This window comes from Candidatus Poriferisodalis sp. (assembly GCF_965208485.1).
In the GTDB taxonomy this organism is placed as follows: Bacteria; Actinomycetota; Acidimicrobiia; order Acidimicrobiales; family Poriferisodalaceae; genus Poriferisodalis.
On the sequence record NZ_OZ242344.1, the window covers coordinates 595,312 to 611,220 of the forward strand.

At 66.7% G+C, this 15,909-nt stretch carries 17 protein-coding genes; 2 read left to right on the forward strand and 15 right to left on the reverse strand.

Going from position 1 to position 15,909, the window contains the following annotated elements; all coding sequences use genetic code 11:
- Window positions 1-2 precede the first annotated feature (2 nt).
- The 3 genes from ACOGXQ_RS02805 to ACOGXQ_RS02815 form a co-directional block, all read right to left on the reverse strand.
- Complete coding sequence (locus tag ACOGXQ_RS02805) at window positions 3-2,453, reverse strand: ABC transporter permease (protein ID WP_419945943.1); 2,451 nt, start codon at window positions 2,451-2,453, stop codon at window positions 3-5.
- A gap of 8 nt (window positions 2,454-2,461) precedes the next feature.
- Window positions 2,462-3,163 carry an ABC transporter ATP-binding protein gene (locus tag ACOGXQ_RS02810; RefSeq protein ID WP_419945944.1) on the reverse strand — a complete coding sequence of 234 codons (702 nt, stop codon included), beginning with the start codon at window positions 3,161-3,163 and terminating at the stop codon, window positions 2,462-2,464.
- 66 nt (window positions 3,164-3,229) lie between these two features.
- Window positions 3,230-3,514: a carboxyl transferase domain-containing protein gene (locus tag ACOGXQ_RS02815; protein WP_419945945.1), complete on the reverse strand. Its 285-nt coding sequence runs from the start codon at window positions 3,512-3,514 to the stop codon at window positions 3,230-3,232.
- A 310-nt stretch (window positions 3,515-3,824) separates the two neighbouring features.
- On the opposite strand from ACOGXQ_RS02815, the gene ACOGXQ_RS02820 reads away from it, so the two are divergent.
- Window positions 3,825-4,910, forward strand: a complete 1,086-nt coding sequence (locus ACOGXQ_RS02820; protein ID WP_419945946.1) for a class I SAM-dependent methyltransferase — start codon at window positions 3,825-3,827, stop codon at window positions 4,908-4,910.
- A 289-nt stretch (window positions 4,911-5,199) separates the two neighbouring features.
- On the opposite strand, the gene fabZ is transcribed toward ACOGXQ_RS02820, so the two are convergent.
- The 10 genes from fabZ to ACOGXQ_RS02870 form a co-directional block, all read right to left on the reverse strand.
- A complete protein-coding gene (gene fabZ / locus ACOGXQ_RS02825; protein ID WP_419945947.1) occupies window positions 5,200-5,658 on the reverse strand; it encodes a 3-hydroxyacyl-ACP dehydratase FabZ in 459 nt (152 codons plus the stop codon).
- Between the two features lie 86 nt (window positions 5,659-5,744).
- The gene (locus ACOGXQ_RS02830) at window positions 5,745-6,170 is read right to left on the reverse strand and encodes a c-type cytochrome (RefSeq protein ID WP_419945948.1); all 426 of its coding nucleotides are present in this window, start codon (window positions 6,168-6,170) and stop codon (window positions 5,745-5,747) included.
- Between the two features lie 29 nt (window positions 6,171-6,199).
- Window positions 6,200-6,571, reverse strand: coding sequence for a hypothetical protein (locus tag ACOGXQ_RS02835; protein WP_419945949.1), 372 nt, complete (start codon window positions 6,569-6,571; stop codon window positions 6,200-6,202).
- 43 nt (window positions 6,572-6,614) lie between these two features.
- The gene (trpA, locus tag ACOGXQ_RS02840) at window positions 6,615-7,421 is read right to left on the reverse strand and encodes a tryptophan synthase subunit alpha (RefSeq protein WP_419945950.1); all 807 of its coding nucleotides are present in this window, start codon (window positions 7,419-7,421) and stop codon (window positions 6,615-6,617) included.
- Between the two features lie 10 nt (window positions 7,422-7,431).
- Window positions 7,432-8,598, reverse strand: coding sequence for a tryptophan synthase subunit beta (gene trpB / locus ACOGXQ_RS02845; protein ID WP_419945951.1), 1,167 nt, complete (start codon window positions 8,596-8,598; stop codon window positions 7,432-7,434).
- 72 nt (window positions 8,599-8,670) lie between these two features.
- Window positions 8,671-9,345: a phosphoribosylanthranilate isomerase gene (locus tag ACOGXQ_RS02850; protein WP_419945952.1), complete on the reverse strand. Its 675-nt coding sequence runs from the start codon at window positions 9,343-9,345 to the stop codon at window positions 8,671-8,673.
- A gap of 95 nt (window positions 9,346-9,440) precedes the next feature.
- On the reverse strand, window positions 9,441-9,755 hold the full coding sequence (locus ACOGXQ_RS02855) for a putative quinol monooxygenase (RefSeq protein WP_419945953.1): 315 nt from the start codon (window positions 9,753-9,755) through the stop codon (window positions 9,441-9,443).
- A 358-nt stretch (window positions 9,756-10,113) separates the two neighbouring features.
- Window positions 10,114-10,998 carry a YgfZ/GcvT domain-containing protein gene (locus tag ACOGXQ_RS02860; protein WP_419945954.1) on the reverse strand — a complete coding sequence of 295 codons (885 nt, stop codon included), beginning with the start codon at window positions 10,996-10,998 and terminating at the stop codon, window positions 10,114-10,116.
- Window positions 10,995-13,295, reverse strand: a complete 2,301-nt coding sequence (locus ACOGXQ_RS02865) for an anthranilate synthase component I (protein ID WP_419945955.1) — start codon at window positions 13,293-13,295, stop codon at window positions 10,995-10,997. The genes ACOGXQ_RS02860 and ACOGXQ_RS02865 overlap by 4 nt, the downstream gene beginning before the upstream one ends.
- A gap of 49 nt (window positions 13,296-13,344) precedes the next feature.
- Window positions 13,345-13,641 (reverse strand): GroES family chaperonin, encoded by a 297-nt coding sequence (locus ACOGXQ_RS02870; protein ID WP_419932373.1) that lies wholly within the window; start codon window positions 13,639-13,641, stop codon window positions 13,345-13,347.
- A gap of 172 nt (window positions 13,642-13,813) precedes the next feature.
- Between ACOGXQ_RS02870 and ACOGXQ_RS02875 the strand changes: the two genes are divergently transcribed.
- The gene (locus ACOGXQ_RS02875) at window positions 13,814-14,479 is read left to right on the forward strand and encodes an alpha/beta hydrolase (RefSeq protein WP_419945956.1); all 666 of its coding nucleotides are present in this window, start codon (window positions 13,814-13,816) and stop codon (window positions 14,477-14,479) included.
- 305 nt (window positions 14,480-14,784) lie between these two features.
- Here ACOGXQ_RS02875 and ACOGXQ_RS02880 read toward each other — a convergent pair whose 3' ends face one another.
- Complete coding sequence (locus ACOGXQ_RS02880; RefSeq protein ID WP_419945957.1) at window positions 14,785-15,402, reverse strand: HNH endonuclease signature motif containing protein; 618 nt, start codon at window positions 15,400-15,402, stop codon at window positions 14,785-14,787.
- A 25-nt stretch (window positions 15,403-15,427) separates the two neighbouring features.
- On the reverse strand, window positions 15,428-15,835 hold the full coding sequence (locus ACOGXQ_RS02885; RefSeq protein WP_419945958.1) for a hypothetical protein: 408 nt from the start codon (window positions 15,833-15,835) through the stop codon (window positions 15,428-15,430).
- Between the last annotated feature and the right edge of the window lie 74 nt (window positions 15,836-15,909).

Below are 15,909 nucleotides of genomic sequence, written 5' to 3' on the forward strand. Positions count from 1 at the left end.
CTCTACTCCATCACGCGCAGCTGTCCCGGAATGAACATCTTCTTCAGCTTGCGCCCGGGGAACACCGGCGCCAACGCGATCGCGGCCAATGCCAGGACGAACGACACCGCCATCTCCCACCAGCGCACGGACACGATCATGCCCACATCGGGGATGGCCGTCGGCATCAGGAACAGCGCCATCCACAGCAATAGGGCGTAACCGAACAGACCACCGAGCACGACTGCAATCACGCCCAGCAGCAAACCCTCCACCGAGAGATTCGCGATCACCCGCTGCACGGGGATGCCGTAAGCGAACATCGTGGCGTGGTCCCGGGACCGTTCGTCCACGTTGATGTTGGCAGTGTTGAACGCAATCAGCATGACCAACAAGATGACGAATATCCGCGTGATGAAGAACACGCCCTCGGACTGCTTCAGCGAATCCTCCAAGGACTGGAAGGTCTCACCCAAGCCCTGTACCAAGGACACGCCGCTGCCGCTGCCGAACAGCGACCGCTTCACGTCGTTGAGGCTGCTGCCGTCAGCCGGCACACCGGTCACAATGTTGGCGAGACCGCCGAAGCCCCACGTCGAGGTCTGCGAGAGATCCATGTAGGCGTTGAGCCGCAGCGGATGCGGATGGATTGCATCGACCGGCAGTATGCGAGTGCTGTGGGTGAACGCTCCGTCGACGACCGCTGGATGCGTCACGACGACGTCGTCGCCGATTCCCACGCCGAGGTCGCGGGCGGCCTTGTCGGCGAGCACGATGCCAGGCGCCCCCCGAGACAGCGAGCCCTGCGTCGCGGTCGGCGTCCACACGGCGCTGCCAAAGTCGACAAAGCGGACTGCGAGATCGAGCTGGACAGCCTCGTCGACGCTTCCATCCGGCTCGGCAGAGATGACATTGGCCCCCAGCACCATGGCCGCCTCGCCCGATTGCACCGTCGGATTGGCGAGCACATCTTGGACCTGCGGTGAGTTCACCGGGTAGAGGGAGTCCAACTGTACGGTGAAGCGGTCGGGCTCGCCGCCGAGCAGTTCTTCGTTGCCGTCGTCGAGAGTGGTCGTGAACGTGCTGCCCAGCCCCAACATGCTGAACATAATCGCCAAGCTCATGGTGAAGGTCAGCAGCGTCAGGAACGTCCGGCGGGGCGCCCTCATCAGGTTCCGGAACGGCATCCGCTCAAGGCTGCGGCCGGGCAAGGGAATACGGCTGATGATGGGTCCCAGGCTCCCGCCCCGGGATGCCAGATGACTCGAGCGGATCGCGTCGACCGGCTTCACCCGCACGGCGCGCAGGACAGGCCAGAGTACGGCAAGCATCGGTACTGCGAAACCGATCGCCATGGCCCGCGCGTAGATCGCGCCCTGGAACGGCTGCTCGAAGATCGGCAGCCGTACGATCCCCTGCACGACACCTACCGTTTGAATCGAAATCGCGTAGCCGACCACGACGCCCAGGATCATGCCGATGAACCCGATCTGCAGGCCGATCAGCAGCGGCCGGATGACGATCGACCAAGGACGCTCCCCGATCGCCATGGCATTGCCGATCTCGCGCCGTTGCGCTTGGACCATACGCGCGGAGAAGTTCAGCGCTGCGAACGCAGCTCCCGCAAACAACAAGAGTGAGAAGGCGTTGTAGATGCCGTCGTCGATTTCCGGCATGCCAGTCAAGCCGATATAGGACGGCGTCTCGTCGCGAGTGAGGACATCGAGCAGCACGCCGTCCTGCGTCGCTGCGGCTTCGATGAGCTGTGCGGTCACTGCCCCAGCGTCAGCACCGGGCGCCAGCGTCATGACGAGGTCGTTGACAGCGCCGGAGCGGCCAGAGATGTCCTGCGCGGCAGCCAGTGGGGCAAAGAGCACGGCAAGGTTGGACTTGCCGAGCGATCCGTTCCCCTCGACGATGAGGAAGTACTCAGGCGACACGGCAGAACCGATGTAGTCGACGTGGGCATCTCCACCGACGGTCAACGTGCCGCTCGTCGGCAGATCCCAAAAGCGGGCGAAGTTTCCTTCGATCAATACCTGCGGTTTCGACATCCCCGAACCCGGTAGTTGACTGCCATCAATCAGGTACACGTCGTTGACGACCGACCCACTGCCGGATAGCTCCATGCCCACGATGCGTCCGTGCACCAGCAGTTCGTCGCCATCGACGACGGTCTCGACCTGGGTGTCGAACAGAAGTCGTTCGCTGTAGCGGTCGATGCCGTCGATCTGGCTGGCGATGCGGGCGAGCGTGCCCTCCGGTACCGGGTCGCTCTCGCTGACCGTGGCCCGCAGGTCGTACATGGCAGTGGCCTCAAGGCTCTTGTCAATGGAAATGAGCCGCCATTGCGTCACGCTTGAGAGTCCTGCGAATAGCCCGATGCCGATCGCGAGCGTGAAGCCGATAGCGACGATCTGGATCCAGCGTCGACGCGCGTCTCGCAGCGACCACCGCAGCCGGAGGAGCTTCATGGCAGGGCCTACCAGCGCAGCTCGGACAGCGGGGTCTTGCCGCCCTCTGGCGGTCCATCACTGATGATCTCCCCGCTGCTCATCTCGACGACACGGTCAGCCATCCGGGAGATCTCGCGGTTGTGCGTCACCACCAGCACTGCCCGGTCCTGGTTCGCCTGCTCGGCGAGCAATTCGAGAATCTGGGCGCCGGTCTTGAAGTCCAGCTCGCCCGTGGGCTCGTCCGCGAGCAGCACCGGGTTGCCGGTGGCCAGTGCTCGAGCGATCGCCACCCGCTGCTGCTCGCCGCCCGAGAGCTCGTGGGGGAAGTGCCCGAGGCGGTGGCCGAGACCGACCGACGCAAGGATGTCGGCGGGGTCGGCCGATCCGCTCTTGCCGGAGACATCCATGCCGAACTCGACGTTCTCGGTTGCGGTCAGGCCGGGGAAGAGGTTGAAGCTCTGAAAGATGAAGCTGACCGTCTCGCGCCGCAGCGCAAAGAGCTCGCTGCGGCTAGCTGTGGTGAGGTCGCGTCCCCCGACGACCACCTTGCCGGATGACGGCACGTCGAGGGCACCGATGATGTTGAGCGTCGTGGTCTTGCCGCTGCCAGATGCACCGAGGACGACCACGAACTCGCCGGTATCGACGTGCAGGTCGATGCCGGCCAGCGCCGTCACCAGCACAGGACCGACTTCATAGTGCTTGGTGACGCCTTCGAGATCGATCACGGCTCAGAACCCCTCATGCACTCAGGAAGACCGACTGCGCTGACCTTACGCGCAACTCTAGGCTTCCTACGCGCATTCGCCGCCGTCAGCATCTCGGCCAGCATCTGAATGGCTGCATAGCTCTCCTCGTCGGTGTCGACGCCCACGTCGGATCTGGCCCGTCCTGCGCGAGCGCACGTCCACGCCGCCCACGTCCTCGAACGAGATGACCTCGCCGGTGGCGATCCCGAACACCTTCGATGAGGTCACCGCGAGACACGAGCCGCGCACCGTCATCACGTAGTCGCTGAGAGCCGACAGGAACGACGAGCCGCCGAACGACTGCCCGCAGATCATCGCGGGGTACGCCATCGACATCGGCCAGGTAGGCCTCTGCGACTTCGGCGAATCGCCAGCTTATGAGTGGCTGGCTGCGGACGTCTTCGCGAACGCCAAGCGGCGCGGGTGGATCCCGAACTGCCCGCCCGACGGCGGCCTCCAAGGTCCCGTGCCTGAACCCTGGGAGTTCACCTATGTCGGGCTGGAAGCGATCCCGTGCTTCCAGCAGCCCCGCCGTCGACGACCACCTCTGCGGCACCTGAGGGCGGCACGACCGCCCACCGAGAACTGCGCCGAGCACCACAGACAGAACTGGATTCGATGCGCGGGTAGCGTCTTGCGGATGGCTTCCACAGCGACCGGGCGGCGCGAGATCGATCCGGATCTTCTGAAGAAATTCGCCTTCAGCGTCTGGACGTACAAGAAGGGCGAGATGGTGTCCGCGATGCTGCACATCGGCGACCAGCTCGGCCTGTTCGCAGCACTGTCGGAGACGCAGCCCGCCACGAGCCACGATGTCGCGCTGGCAACTGGTCTCGATGAGCGGCTGGTGCGGGAGTGGCTGTACGGCGTGGCGGCGGCCCGGCTCGTCGATCACGACGACGGTGCGTTCTCGATGTCGCCTGAGGCCGAGGCGCTCCTCGTCGATGAGGAGGGTTCCCTCCATTTCGCCATGGGCGCATTCCGCGGCGGTCTCGGCGACGACGTCCTGGATCTGATCCTCGAATCGTTCCGCACGGGCATCGGCATGACCTACGAGCAGCAAGGTCAACGGGCGGCTGCCGGGTTGGCCCGCACCACCGGGCCCTTCAGCCGGCAGAACCTCACCTCGGTGATCCTGGGGGGCCTCGACGGCGTCGCGGCCAAGCTCGAACGCGGCGCCAAGGTGCTCGATGTGGGCTGTGGCGCGGGAGTCTCGGCATGCCTGATCGCCGAGAAGTGGCCTCGCTCGGAGGTGGTGGGCTTCGATCCCTCTGGGATCGCCATCGCACAAGCCGAAGAGCGCGCCAAAGATGCGGGGCTGGAGAACGCAGCCTTCATCGAAGCCGGCGCCGCCGATGTGCCCGCCACGGGCGACTTCGACTTGGCGCTCACCTTCGACTGCCTCCACGACATGCCACGGCCGGACACCGCGCTGGAGGCCATCCGGGCATCGCTGGATCCCGACGGCACGCTGCTCATCAAGGACATCCGCTCGAAGGGCGACTTCGACCAGGACCAGCGCAACCCGATGCTGGCCATGTTCTACGGGTTCTCGATCACGAGCTGCCTGCAGTCGGCGCTCAGCGAACCCGGCGGCATGGGACTCGGCACCCTCGGCCTCTATCCGGACAAAGTCCGGGAGATGACCGCCGCCGCAGGATTCACCCGATTCACGCAGCACGACTTCGCCGACGCCGCGAACCTCTACTACGAAGTCCGTCCCTGACCTCGCAGGCCACGCGCCTGGCGGCGAGAGCCGTGAACCGTCACCAGCGCTGTGAGAATCTCGGTCTCGAGGTACTGGCGGCAGCTGACCTCATGCGAGCCGTGCCGCAAGAGACTGCAGCCGAGATTGCCCGCCGCGTCGGCATGCGCCCGTCCCACGCTCGCTGTCCCACTGACATCTTGAGCCTTCGGTTGAGCCTTCGGGTTTTGTGGGATGGGGCTGCTGGATTCGGCGTCAACGGACATGCGTGTTCCGACGCAGGCCGCCTGGCGACGACGGTGCCGACAGCTCAGTCGGCGGCGGTGGCGTCGGCGATGAGGAACATCATCGAGGCTTCGCAGGCCACCTGACCGTCCACGCTGGCTGTTCCTGATGCGCGGCCGGCTCGGTCCGACAGGCGATCTATCGTGGCATCCAAGCGCAGCGTGTCGCCCGGGGCGACTTGGCGACGGAAGCGGGCTTTGTCGATGCCGCCGAACAGCGCCAGCTTGCCGTCCAGCGATGACGCCGCCGCCGCGGCAAGCCCCGCCGTCTGTGCGAGTGACTCAACCATGAGAACACCCGGCAGTGTCGGCAGGCCCGGGAAGTGACCCACGAAGAACTCTTCATCGCCAGCCAAGTACCACAGCGCGACGCAGCGCTCGCCGGGCTGAAGCTCGACAATCTCGTCGACCAGCAGGAACGGCGCCCGGTGCGGCAGCAGCTCATCGGGTCGCGGGAAGCCTGGCTCACTCGCTGGGTCACTCACCGGGACGAAGCTACCGCTCCCGCGCTTGGAGGGCTGCGCCCGCCATGAACGAACTGTGCGGTGGCGGATGACGGCCAGCGCCACGCCTACTCGGTGCCGAAAGTGCTGCGCTGGTAGGCCACCACGGCCGCGATCTCGGCGTCAGCGAGGATCCCGCCGAACGGGGGCATCGAGCCTCGACCGGCCCACACCACCGACAGGTGGTTGCGGACGCTCAGGCGTTCGTCGACACCGCCGAGTGCTGCGCCGACACCGCCGCTGCCATCGCTGCCGTGGCATACCGAGCAGCTGTCGTCGAAGACTTCGCTTCCGAGCGCCACATCGGCACGCTCGAACGCCAGCTCGAGGCGCTCCAAATCGGCCTCTGTCGCATCGCTCGTGCCGCAAGCCGCAAGACCCGCGATCACCGCGAGAGCCAGCGCCCACATCAGGACGAGCGGCCGAGCCCGAGCACCGCCGGATGCAGCATGGCCGCTCGCGGATGCCGACACCGCAGACCAGCCGAGCCTCATGCCGCCTCGGACAAGCCCGCTACGACAGATCATCGGGTCTCCCGGGGCGTGCCGACGCCCGTGTAAAGGCTCGGCGGCTCGTTCCAGCGGCGGGACATCCAGTCCGCATCGCGGTAGTGGGCGTGGAAGTGGTCGGGGATCTGGCGCATTGCTTGGTCCACGATTCCACCACCGGGTCCGAAGCGTTCCTCGCCGGCCTCCGTCAGGCGCGCCAGCATGGCCTCCAGCTCGGCAGCGGGCGGCTCGGTTCGGTGCTGCTTCCAGACCACCATCGGGGTTGCGCACACCTCGCAGTCGGCCACCCAGCACAGTTCGTCCTCGAAGTACCAGTGCGTGAAACGGGCGGCCTCGCACAGCTCGCAGTTCTCGTCGATCGCCGGGGGATCCGTTGCTGTCGGCATGGCAGGTTCCGGATTGGCACGACTCACCGTCTCACCGCGATCGCTACCCGCGATCGAGTGCTGCCCGGTAGGTCGCCACCAGTTCGCCGACGGCTGCGGGCCCGTCGGACATCAACGTGCGAACGACGGCGGAGCCGATGACCGCCCCGTCGGACACCTGGCAGGCCTCCACGGCCTGAGCCGGCGAGCCGATGCCGACGCCGGTGAGAACCGGCCGATCAGTGACGGCCTGGCACCGCGAAGCGATCTCGGTCGCCGTGCTGGCGAGTGCTGCCCGCTCGCCGGTGACGCCGAGCAAGCCGACCGCGTACACAAATCCACGCGACGCCTCGCACAGCGCTGCAAGCCGGTGATCGGGCGTCGTGGGCGCCGCCAGCAGGACCGCCTCGATGCCGATCTCAGCGGAATCAGTGAGCCACGGTCCTGCCTCGACATAGGGAAGGTCAGGAAGAATCGCCCCCGACACCCCCGCTTCGACGAGCGCAGAAGCGAATCGCTCGTGGCCCTGGTGGTGACAGAGGTTGTAATAGGTCATCACTGCGTGGGGAATGCCGGTGTCGAGCGCACGCACCTCTTCCAGCACCGAAGCCGGAGTCGCGCCCTGGGCCAGTGCAGCGGTCGACGCCTGCTGGATGACCGGCCCGTCGATCACCGGGTCCGAGAACGGGATGCCGATCTCGATGGCATCGGCGCCAGCCGCAGCGGCTGCCTCCACGGCGCGTTGCCAACCCTCGTAGCCGCCCGTGACATAGGGGATGAGCAGCTTGGCGCCAGCCTGACGCCGATCTCGCAAGCGCGTTTCGAGCGCACCGAACCGTTCAGCCTGCACAGACCCGGATACATCGGTCACGAGTCTGACCTCACTCGCTCAAACCGCCCATGCCGAGCACATCCATCATCTGGTCGACGTCCTTGTCACCTCGCCCCGAGAGGTTCATCAGCACGGTCTGGCCTGCGATGCTGGGCGATTCCCGCACGATCCACGCCAAAGCGTGCGCGCATTCCAGCGCCGGGATGATGCCCTCGGCGCGGCTCATGAGCGTGAACGCCTCGACCACCTCGTCATCGGTCACGCTCGGGTACTCGGCACGGCCGATCGCCGCCAAGTAAGCGTGCTCGGGTCCGACACCTGGGTAGTCCAGCCCCGCCGAGATCGACTCGGCTTCGAGCACTTGGCCCACTTCATCCTGCATGAGATAGCTCGTCATGCCATGCACCACGCCGGGCACACCGCGACCCACCGCGGCACCGCCGGCGGGCTCGACGCCCACGAGCCGGGCGTCGCCGTCGGCGAAGCCCGAGAAGATCCCTGCGGCGTTGCTCCCCCCGCCGACGCAGGCGACCACGACGTCGGGGTCGCCGCCGATCAGGTCCTTGCACTGCGCCGCTGCCTCGTCGCCGAGAATGTGATGGAACGTACGAACCATCCACGGATACGGATGGGGACCCATCACCGAGCCGAGGCAGTAGTGCGTGTGCTCGACGGTGGCCACCCAGTCGCGCAACGCCTCATTGACCGCGTCCTTGAGCGTGCGACTGCCGGACTGCACCGACTCCACCTCGGACCCCAGCAGCCTCATGCGGAACACGTTGAGGGCCTGACGATCCACATCGACGGCGCCCATGTAGACTTTGCACTCCATCCCCAGCAGGGCCGCCGCCGTCGCAGTCGCGACGCCGTGCTGACCGGCGCCCGTCTCGGCGACAAGCCGCGTCTTGCCCATTCGCTGGGCGAGCAAGGCTTGACCGATCACGTTGTTGATCTTGTGCGACCCGGTGTGATTGAGGTCCTCGCGCTTGACCAGCAGGCGAACGCCGAGTCGGCTGGACAGGTTGCGGCACTCGGTCAGCGGCGACGGGCGTCCCCCGTAGTCGCGCAGCGTGGTCTCGAACTCGGCGACGAAGTCAGGGTCGGCCCATGCGTCGCGGAAGGCTGCTTCGAGCTCTTCGCAAGCCGCGACCAGCGTCTCGGGAACAAATTGGCCGCCGAAGTCGCCGAAACGGCCATCAGTCGTAGGCTCGCCCATGACTGACCTCATACGCGTCGTGGAATCGCCTCGTGCTGTTCCCATGTGATCTATGCCCATGTGATCTCTCGCTCAGTCGTCGCGCCAGTCGTACGGTGCATCCGCATCAGGCAGCTCGGTCTCATCGGTCGCGGCGATCAGCGCACCTGCCTCCTTGGCCACCGTGACGAACTCGCGGATCGCGAGCACGTCTTTGCGACCCGGCTCGGACTCGACGCCTGAGGCCACGTCGACCCCCCACGGGCGCACGATCTCGATGGCCTGCTTGACGTTTGACGGGCGCAAGCCCCCGGCGAGCAGCAGCCTGATGCCACGATGGCCGCCTTCGAGCTGCCGCCAGTCGAAAACGCTGCCGCTGCCAGGCTCGGGACCGTCGAGCATGAGCACCGAGGCGCCATAGTCGCGCACCCGCTCCACATTGGGATCGCCCGCCACGAACGCCTTGATGAGTCCCGGCACTCGCTCGGCAACCCAGCGACTGTCGGCCGCAGTCTCGTTGCCATGCAGCTGGGCCAGTCGCAACCCGGCACCATCCATCACCTGGACGACCCGCTCAGGCAGCTCGTTGCGAAACACGCCGACGGTGGTGATTCCCCCCGGCAACCGGCGGACGATGTCGCGTGCCAGCCGTGGCGGGATCTGCCGTGGCGAACCCGGCACGAAGTTGAAGCCCACGGCGTCAGCGCCCATCCCCACGGCGACGAGCGCGTCTTCCTCGTTGGTGACGCCACAGATCTTTATGAACATGTCACTTCTTTACGAGCATGTCACTGTCGGCATGTCAGCCGACCCCTCGCCGTGACGGGCTCTCGGTCATCGAGCACGAGGTCGCTGCGCCGGAGTCAGAAATCGAGGCCCTTGGCCACGGCTGGGTCCAAGAAAATGAGCTCGGGGCGGGCCTCCATGAATTCACGCGTTGCCCTTCCGAAAACCTTCATCTGCTCGGAGCCGCCATGGGCCTCGAGCGCGGCCTGGTCGCTGTACAGCTCGTAGAACCACACTGCGTCGGGGTCGTTCTGGTCCTTGTGGGCGGCGTACACCTCGGTGCCCGGCTCGCCGGCGACATTGCTCATGCCGATGTCGGCGATCACCGCGAGCAGCTCATCGCGCATGCCTTCTTTAGCGGTCAGCTTGGCCAAGAGTGCCGTCTTTGCCATGTCCCTGCTCCCTGCGATCCGTTCGACTCGGAAACGGCTTGCGAGCGTACCTGTAGCAAACCCTGCGACGACTCAGAGGCTGAGCACCGGGCCTGAGCGGCCCGCGAGCGAAGCGAGCTGAAGCAAAAACACAGGAGAAGCCGTGGCCCGAGCAGCCCGTGAGTCCGCATTCAACTCGAAACTCGATTCGAACCGGGAACTAGGAGACTGCTGAGCAATTGCCGAAATCGCCGATTCACGGACACAAAGCCGCAGGTCAGAGCGTTGCAGACTTGCCCGGATCCGAATAAATCAGCAGTTTCCTAGGGCGGGAAACAGAAGGTGATGCAATGACGCTGTCTTCAATCCGCGCATTCTCTCAGAACAGATCGGCAAGAACGACTGACTGGCCGCCGTCAAGGCTCACCTCGCCCGCGGCGTCGCGTCGCACCGACGCGAATCCGACGACAGCACCGGCCAGCGACGCGGCGCTCAGCACGGTGCCGATGCCGGCGCCATCGGCACCCCGCAACTCCTCGCCGGCCGCGATGTCGCCTGCGGCCCGGAAGCGGCGAATACCGCGGCGCCCCCCTGCGCGCGAATCGATCCGCTCAACTAGCTCTTGACCGCGGTAGCAGCCCTTGGTGAACGACGCGGCCTGCTCGACGAGACCAGTCTCGTTCGGAATGTCGCCGGGCTGGATTTCCGTACCCATGGCCGGCAGGCCATAGGCCATGCGCAGCGCCTCAAACTCGCAGGCAGAGACATGCTCGGCACCTTGGCCAAAGCTGCTGACAGTGCTGGCAGAGCACGCCAACAGGTCGTGACCGCCAGCGAGGGGCCAGTGCGTGGGGCGACCCACGTGTTCGGGCGCATCGGCAGGGCCGGTCGCTACCGCAGAGACAGTCGGCTCTGGATCCGATGTCGGGCCTCGCACAGCGTGCATCGTCCACTGCTGCAGCGAGAACTCTGCCTTGGTTCGCAGCTTGAATCGCTCCAACGCAGCGGTCATGGCGGCACCGAACCCCGCATCCGTATCGGCCACGAACGTGTCGGAGCCGACACGGCTGATCACGAAGAACGCCTCGACGCGCCCCCGCGGCTCCAGCAGGAACGACAGCGTGCTGTCGCCGATCTCCATCGACATGACGTCGGCGGAGATCTGGCCGTGGAGATAGGTGGCGGCTTCAGGTCCGCATACGACGAGCACATCGCGCGGAACTGCTGCAACAACTAACCGATCGAGCGAGGGCTGAACGTTCATCCACCCCTCCAACCCGGCACCAGCCGATCCACCACGTTGCGAATGAGCGCCAGCCCGACGCCGTCGTCGAGCGACATGATCGACTCGGGATGGAACTGAACTGCCGCGACGGGCAGTTCGCGGTGCTCGACGGCCATCACGATGTCGTCATCGAGACTGACGGCGGTGACCTCCAACTCGTCGGGCACCTCGGAGCGGCGGGCGAACAGCGAGTGGTAGCGACCAGCGCGAAACTCCTTCGACAGCCCGTCGAGCAGCTGCCCGCCGACGATGCGGATAGCCGACGGCTTGCCGTGCATCGGCGTGGCAAGCTGGTCCAGTTCGCCGCCGAAATACTCCACGATGCCCTGCAGCCCCAGGCACACCCCGAAGAGCGGCAGCCCGGCATCGAGCGTGGCGCGCACCACCGGGCCGATGCCGAAGTCGTCAGGCCGTCCCGGACCCGGCGACAGCACTACGAGATCGAAGTCGTCCGCATTGACCTCGTCGGCGGGGAACCCGGCCCGACGGGTCACCACGGTGGCACCGGTCTGGCGCAAGTAGTTCGCCAGCGTGTGCACAAACGAGTCCAAGTGATCAACGAGCAGCACTCGCCGCTCGCTGGGCAACGCTGCCATGGCCCTCGTCGATGGCGCCGAGCGCGGCCGGCGGATCGCATCGAGAAATGCCGACGCTTTGAGCTCGGTCTCGGATTCCTCTTCTTCCGGCTTGGAGTCCCACAGCAGGGTTGCGCCGACTCGCACCTCTGCATGCCCGTCGGCGACGCGGATCGTGCGCAGCGTGAGCCCCGTGTTCAGGCTGCCGTCGAAGCCCACCTTGCCGACAGCGCCCCCGTACCACGCCCGGGCGGTCCGCTCGTGCTGCTCGAGGAACATCATCGCCGCCGTCTTGGGCGCACCGGTCACGGTCACCGCCCAGGTGTGCGACAGGAATGCATCCAACGCATCGAACCCATCCCGAAGGCGTCCTTCGACGTGGTCGACGGTGTGGATGAGCCGCGAGTACATCTCGATCTGGCGGCGCCCGATCACCTTGACGGACCCGGGAACGCAGATGCGGCTCTTGTCATTGCGGTCGACGTCAGTGCACATCGTCAACTCGGACTCGTCCTTGGCCGAGTTGAGCAGCGCCAGGATCTGCGAGGCATCGTCGATGGGGTCCTGGCCGCGTGCGATGGTCCCTGAGATCGGGCAGGTCTCGACCCGATCGCCCTCGACTCGCACGTACATCTCGGGCGAGGCGCCGATCAGCCACTCCCCGCTGGCGTCCTGCCCGACACTGCTGTGCCTGCCGCGCCCGACTGACGCCGAACTGTGCCCGCCGCGCCCGACTGACGCCGAACTGTGCCCGCCGCGCCCGACTGACGCCGGGCCGAGGTTGATCAAGAACCCGTACGGCGCCGGGTTCTGTTCCTTGAGCCGGCGGAACAGCTCTGCAGGAGGCTCAATGCAGGGCTCGGAGAACATCTGGCTGGTGACTACCTCGAAGAGGTCGCCCCGGGCGAAGTACTCGCGAGCGGCTCGCACACCGGCCGCATACCCGCCGGACTCGTGATCGCAGCACGCTTCGAGATCGAAGTTCGGCTCGTACGGGACACGCTGGCCGCCGCCCGTCAGCCCAGCAGTGCTGCGGCCGTCGACGGCGAAGTCGTACCGGAAGCGCTGCGCGATGCCGCCCTCGTGGTCCACGATCAGCAGGTCGTCAGGCAGGTAGAGCACCAGATCCCGCTGGTGTGGCGGGCGCGGCAGCGTCAGGGTGATGGGTTCGAACTGGAACGCGAGGTCGTAACCGAACGCCCCGTACAAGCCCAAGTGCGGATCGTCACACGAGAACAGGTTCACCAAGGCACGCACCACCGTGAACGTGGAGGGCTGGCGGCTGCGCTCCTCCTCGGGGAAACGCCGCTCGGCCCGTTCCACGCGGCAGGCCACCGTGCCGAATCCGTCACCGGACTCATGGCGCAGGTCCGCAATGCCGGCAGCGGTGCCGAGCGCCGCCAGCGCCTCGCGCACCGGCTCAAGCAGCACCGTGCCCCGCTCGTTCAGGGCGTCCACCCAGATGTCCTGCGCCCGGCTGGTGATGGCCAGTGGCGGGTCGGCGAACCCCATGTCCCAGCGGGTGTAGCGGCCGGGATACTCGTAGCTCGACGACAGCAGCACGCCGCGGGCCTCGTCCAACCGGTCGACGAGCTCTTCGATCTCAGCGTTGCCATCCACCATGGACGCTGCCGGCGAGACGGTGATCCCACCGCCGGTGCGGAACTGCGTCCCGGCTGTGGTCGTCGATTCAGGGCTCATGGGGTGGCTCATGAGTACAGAGTCACGGCTCAGGCTCAGAGCCGCACGATCACAGGTACAGCCCGGTGCTGCCCGGCTCGATTCGGGGCGCAGCGATGGCGTGAACGTCCCGCTCGCGCAGGATCAGGAAGTCGTCGCCGTGCACCTCCACCTCGTGGCGATCCTCGGGGCTGAACAGCACACGATCGCCCTCTTGGGCGGTGCGGACGTTCGGTCCGGCGCCGACGACCTCGCCCCACACGAGGCGCTTGTTCTGCTGGGCCGTCGCGGGGATGAGGATGCCACCGCTGGTGCGCCGTTCGGATCCGTCGTTGGGAAGTCGCACGAGCAGGCGGTCATGCAGCATCTTGATCGGCCGGCGCTCATCGTCGCCGTGGTTGGCCCCCGCGGATGCTGGAGCCTTGCGCACGCCCTTCCTGGCGTCTTTCGCCGAACGAGTCGGCTTCGTGGCCGAACCGGTCCCCTGCTCGTTGTCTGACTCAGGAGCGCTCACTGCCTGCACGGTACCGTTCGCCACGATGAATCCGACCCCGAATATGGCCGCTGCGCCCCAGCCGGCAGCAGTGGTGGCCTCCGACGGCGTCCAGCTCGAGGCTGAGGTGAGCTGGCCCGCTGAAGCCGCCGCTGTCGCGGTGCTGTCCCATCCGCACCCGCTGTACGGCGGCGACATGTGGAACCCGCTCATCGATCACCTCTTCCGGACGCTGCCTGCGGCGGGCATCGCAGCGCTGCGATACAACTTCCGGGGCACCGGCAGCTCCGGGGGCAGTCACGACCACGGCAAGGCGGAACAGCTCGATGCCGCTGCGGCCTTCGATGCGGCAGTACGGCTCGCTGCTGGACAGTCCGGCGACGTCGGGTCGCCGGCAGTGGTCTCGGCAGGCTGGTCGTTCGGCGGGGACGTGTCGCTCGCGGCGGATCACGACGGCATGTCTGCGTGGATCGGCATCGCAGCGCCGTTGCGGATCGTGGATCCCGCTGACATGGCAGCGCCTGCCGACCCACGGCCCAAGCTGCTGCTGGTTCCCCAGCACGACCAGTTCCGCTCCCCCACCGAAGCCTCGGCGATCGCTTCGGGCTGGACGCACACCCGACTCGAGGTGATCGCCGGCGGGGATCACTTTCTGATGGGCCACGCTCGCGCCGTCGCCGAACACATACTGGCCTTCGCGCACGGACTGTAGAAGCTGCACAAGCCAGCCAGATCACCGACCCGAACGGCCTGCGGGCACCTCACTCAAGTGCGCCAAATCATCGGCTGCAGCAGCAGGACAGGTTGCTTCGCCAGCACGGGTGCGGAGATTCCTCGGCTTCCTTGCTGCTGTCCCTGCCCGTGGTGCCTCGCCGGAGTCGAGCCCCGGCTGTGCGGTGACAGCTTGTACCGAAGACGCCTGCCGGCGCACCCCGCGCTTTCGCGCTCAGCAAGGTGTGGTCAGCTTCACGTCTCACCGGCTGCCGCTGCACGCTGCTGCGCGCCGCTGTTCGTCGCTCAGCACAGCATCGGCTGGTGGTGAGCGACGCCGGTCAGCATTGCGGCCTGCGCCACCTGTGGGTCGGCGGCAGAGTCCGGCCCGGCAGGCCGCCTCGCGAATGTGCTCGAGGCCGCTGGCTCGTCGGAGCAGCCGAAGTTGGGCGGGCGCAGCCGGTAGCGGTCTCCGCGGCGGATGACCTTCCAGTCGTGGTCGTGGATGAGGTCATGGCAGTGCCAGCACACCAGCACGAGGTTGTCGAGACGGGTCTTGCCCCGGCAGGCCCAAGGGATGATGTGATGCGCTTCGCATTGGTGGGGCGCAGCGCCGCAGCCGATGCATGCCCCGTCGCGAGCGATGAGCGCATGTCGCTGCGCGGCAGTGAGTGTTCGGCTCGGGGTTGTCTCGTAGAGGGGTGTGAGCTTGTCGGCGAACAGCACCACAGAGAGGTCGGCGTTGCAGCACAGACGCTGCAAGGCGCTCGGCGAGATGGGTCCGCTGCCCAAGATTTCGGCGATGCCCGCCCGGCTGCCGATTCGCGGTCGGGGCGGCTTCTGAGCGGTCCCCGGCGGGCCGGGTGCGCGTCGGGTGCGGACTGTGCCAGCGCTGGTGCTGGCCGCGTCGCTGCTGGCCGTCACCCCTGGTGCTGCGGGTGCGCAGCAATCAGGCGCTGTGCTTCCGCCGCAGGCCACTGCCGACTGCACCGGCGACGAGCCGATCCTGGTCGCCTCCGACGCACCTGCACAGTCGACCTCTACAGCGCCGCCACCCGGCGTCATCGGCAGCGACTGCATCGTCCTCGCAGGCGCCCGCAACGAACCCATCGACCCAGCCCAGGCCGAACGGCTCGGCGACGCCGAAGACGGCGGATACATCATCGGCGGCACCACCGCCGTGCCCCAAAGCAAACTCGCCGGGCGCACCATGGAACGCATCGGCGGCGCCAACCCTTGGCAGACCGCCCATCATGTCGGCCAACGAGTCCTCGACATCGCCAAAGACGACAGCGACGACGCGAAACCCGCCGCGACCACCACCGGCTACACCGCCATCACCGCAGGCCACAGCCACACCTGCACACTGAACACCGACGAACACCGACGGCCAAGCCCAATGCTGGGGCAGTCAGGCCCGCTGACGCGAGC

Coding starts and splice junctions, on each gene's coding strand:
- ACOGXQ_RS02835 (WP_419945949.1), bottom strand. CDS start 6,571: ATGCCGACAGCAACGGATCCCCCGGCGATCGACGAGAACTGCGAGCTG.
- ACOGXQ_RS02850 (WP_419945952.1), bottom strand. CDS start 9,345: ATGTTCATAAAGATCTGTGGCGTCACCAACGAGGAAGACGCGCTCGTC.
- ACOGXQ_RS02805 (WP_419945943.1), bottom strand. CDS start 2,453: ATGAAGCTCCTCCGGCTGCGGTGGTCGCTGCGAGACGCGCGTCGACGC.
- ACOGXQ_RS02820 (WP_419945946.1), top strand. CDS start 3,825: ATGGCTTCCACAGCGACCGGGCGGCGCGAGATCGATCCGGATCTTCTG.
- ACOGXQ_RS02815 (WP_419945945.1), bottom strand. CDS start 3,514: ATGGCGTACCCCGCGATGATCTGCGGGCAGTCGTTCGGCGGCTCGTCG.
- ACOGXQ_RS02870 (WP_419932373.1), bottom strand. CDS start 13,641: ATGCTGCATGACCGCCTGCTCGTGCGACTTCCCAACGACGGATCCGAA.
- ACOGXQ_RS02855 (WP_419945953.1), bottom strand. CDS start 9,755: ATGGCAAAGACGGCACTCTTGGCCAAGCTGACCGCTAAAGAAGGCATG.
- trpB (WP_419945951.1), bottom strand. CDS start 8,598: ATGGGCGAGCCTACGACTGATGGCCGTTTCGGCGACTTCGGCGGCCAA.
- ACOGXQ_RS02875 (WP_419945956.1), top strand. CDS start 13,814: ATGAATCCGACCCCGAATATGGCCGCTGCGCCCCAGCCGGCAGCAGTG.
- ACOGXQ_RS02860 (WP_419945954.1), bottom strand. CDS start 10,998: ATGAACGTTCAGCCCTCGCTCGATCGGTTAGTTGTTGCAGCAGTTCCG.
- ACOGXQ_RS02865 (WP_419945955.1), bottom strand. CDS start 13,295: ATGAGCCCTGAATCGACGACCACAGCCGGGACGCAGTTCCGCACCGGC.
- ACOGXQ_RS02830 (WP_419945948.1), bottom strand. CDS start 6,170: ATGAGGCTCGGCTGGTCTGCGGTGTCGGCATCCGCGAGCGGCCATGCT.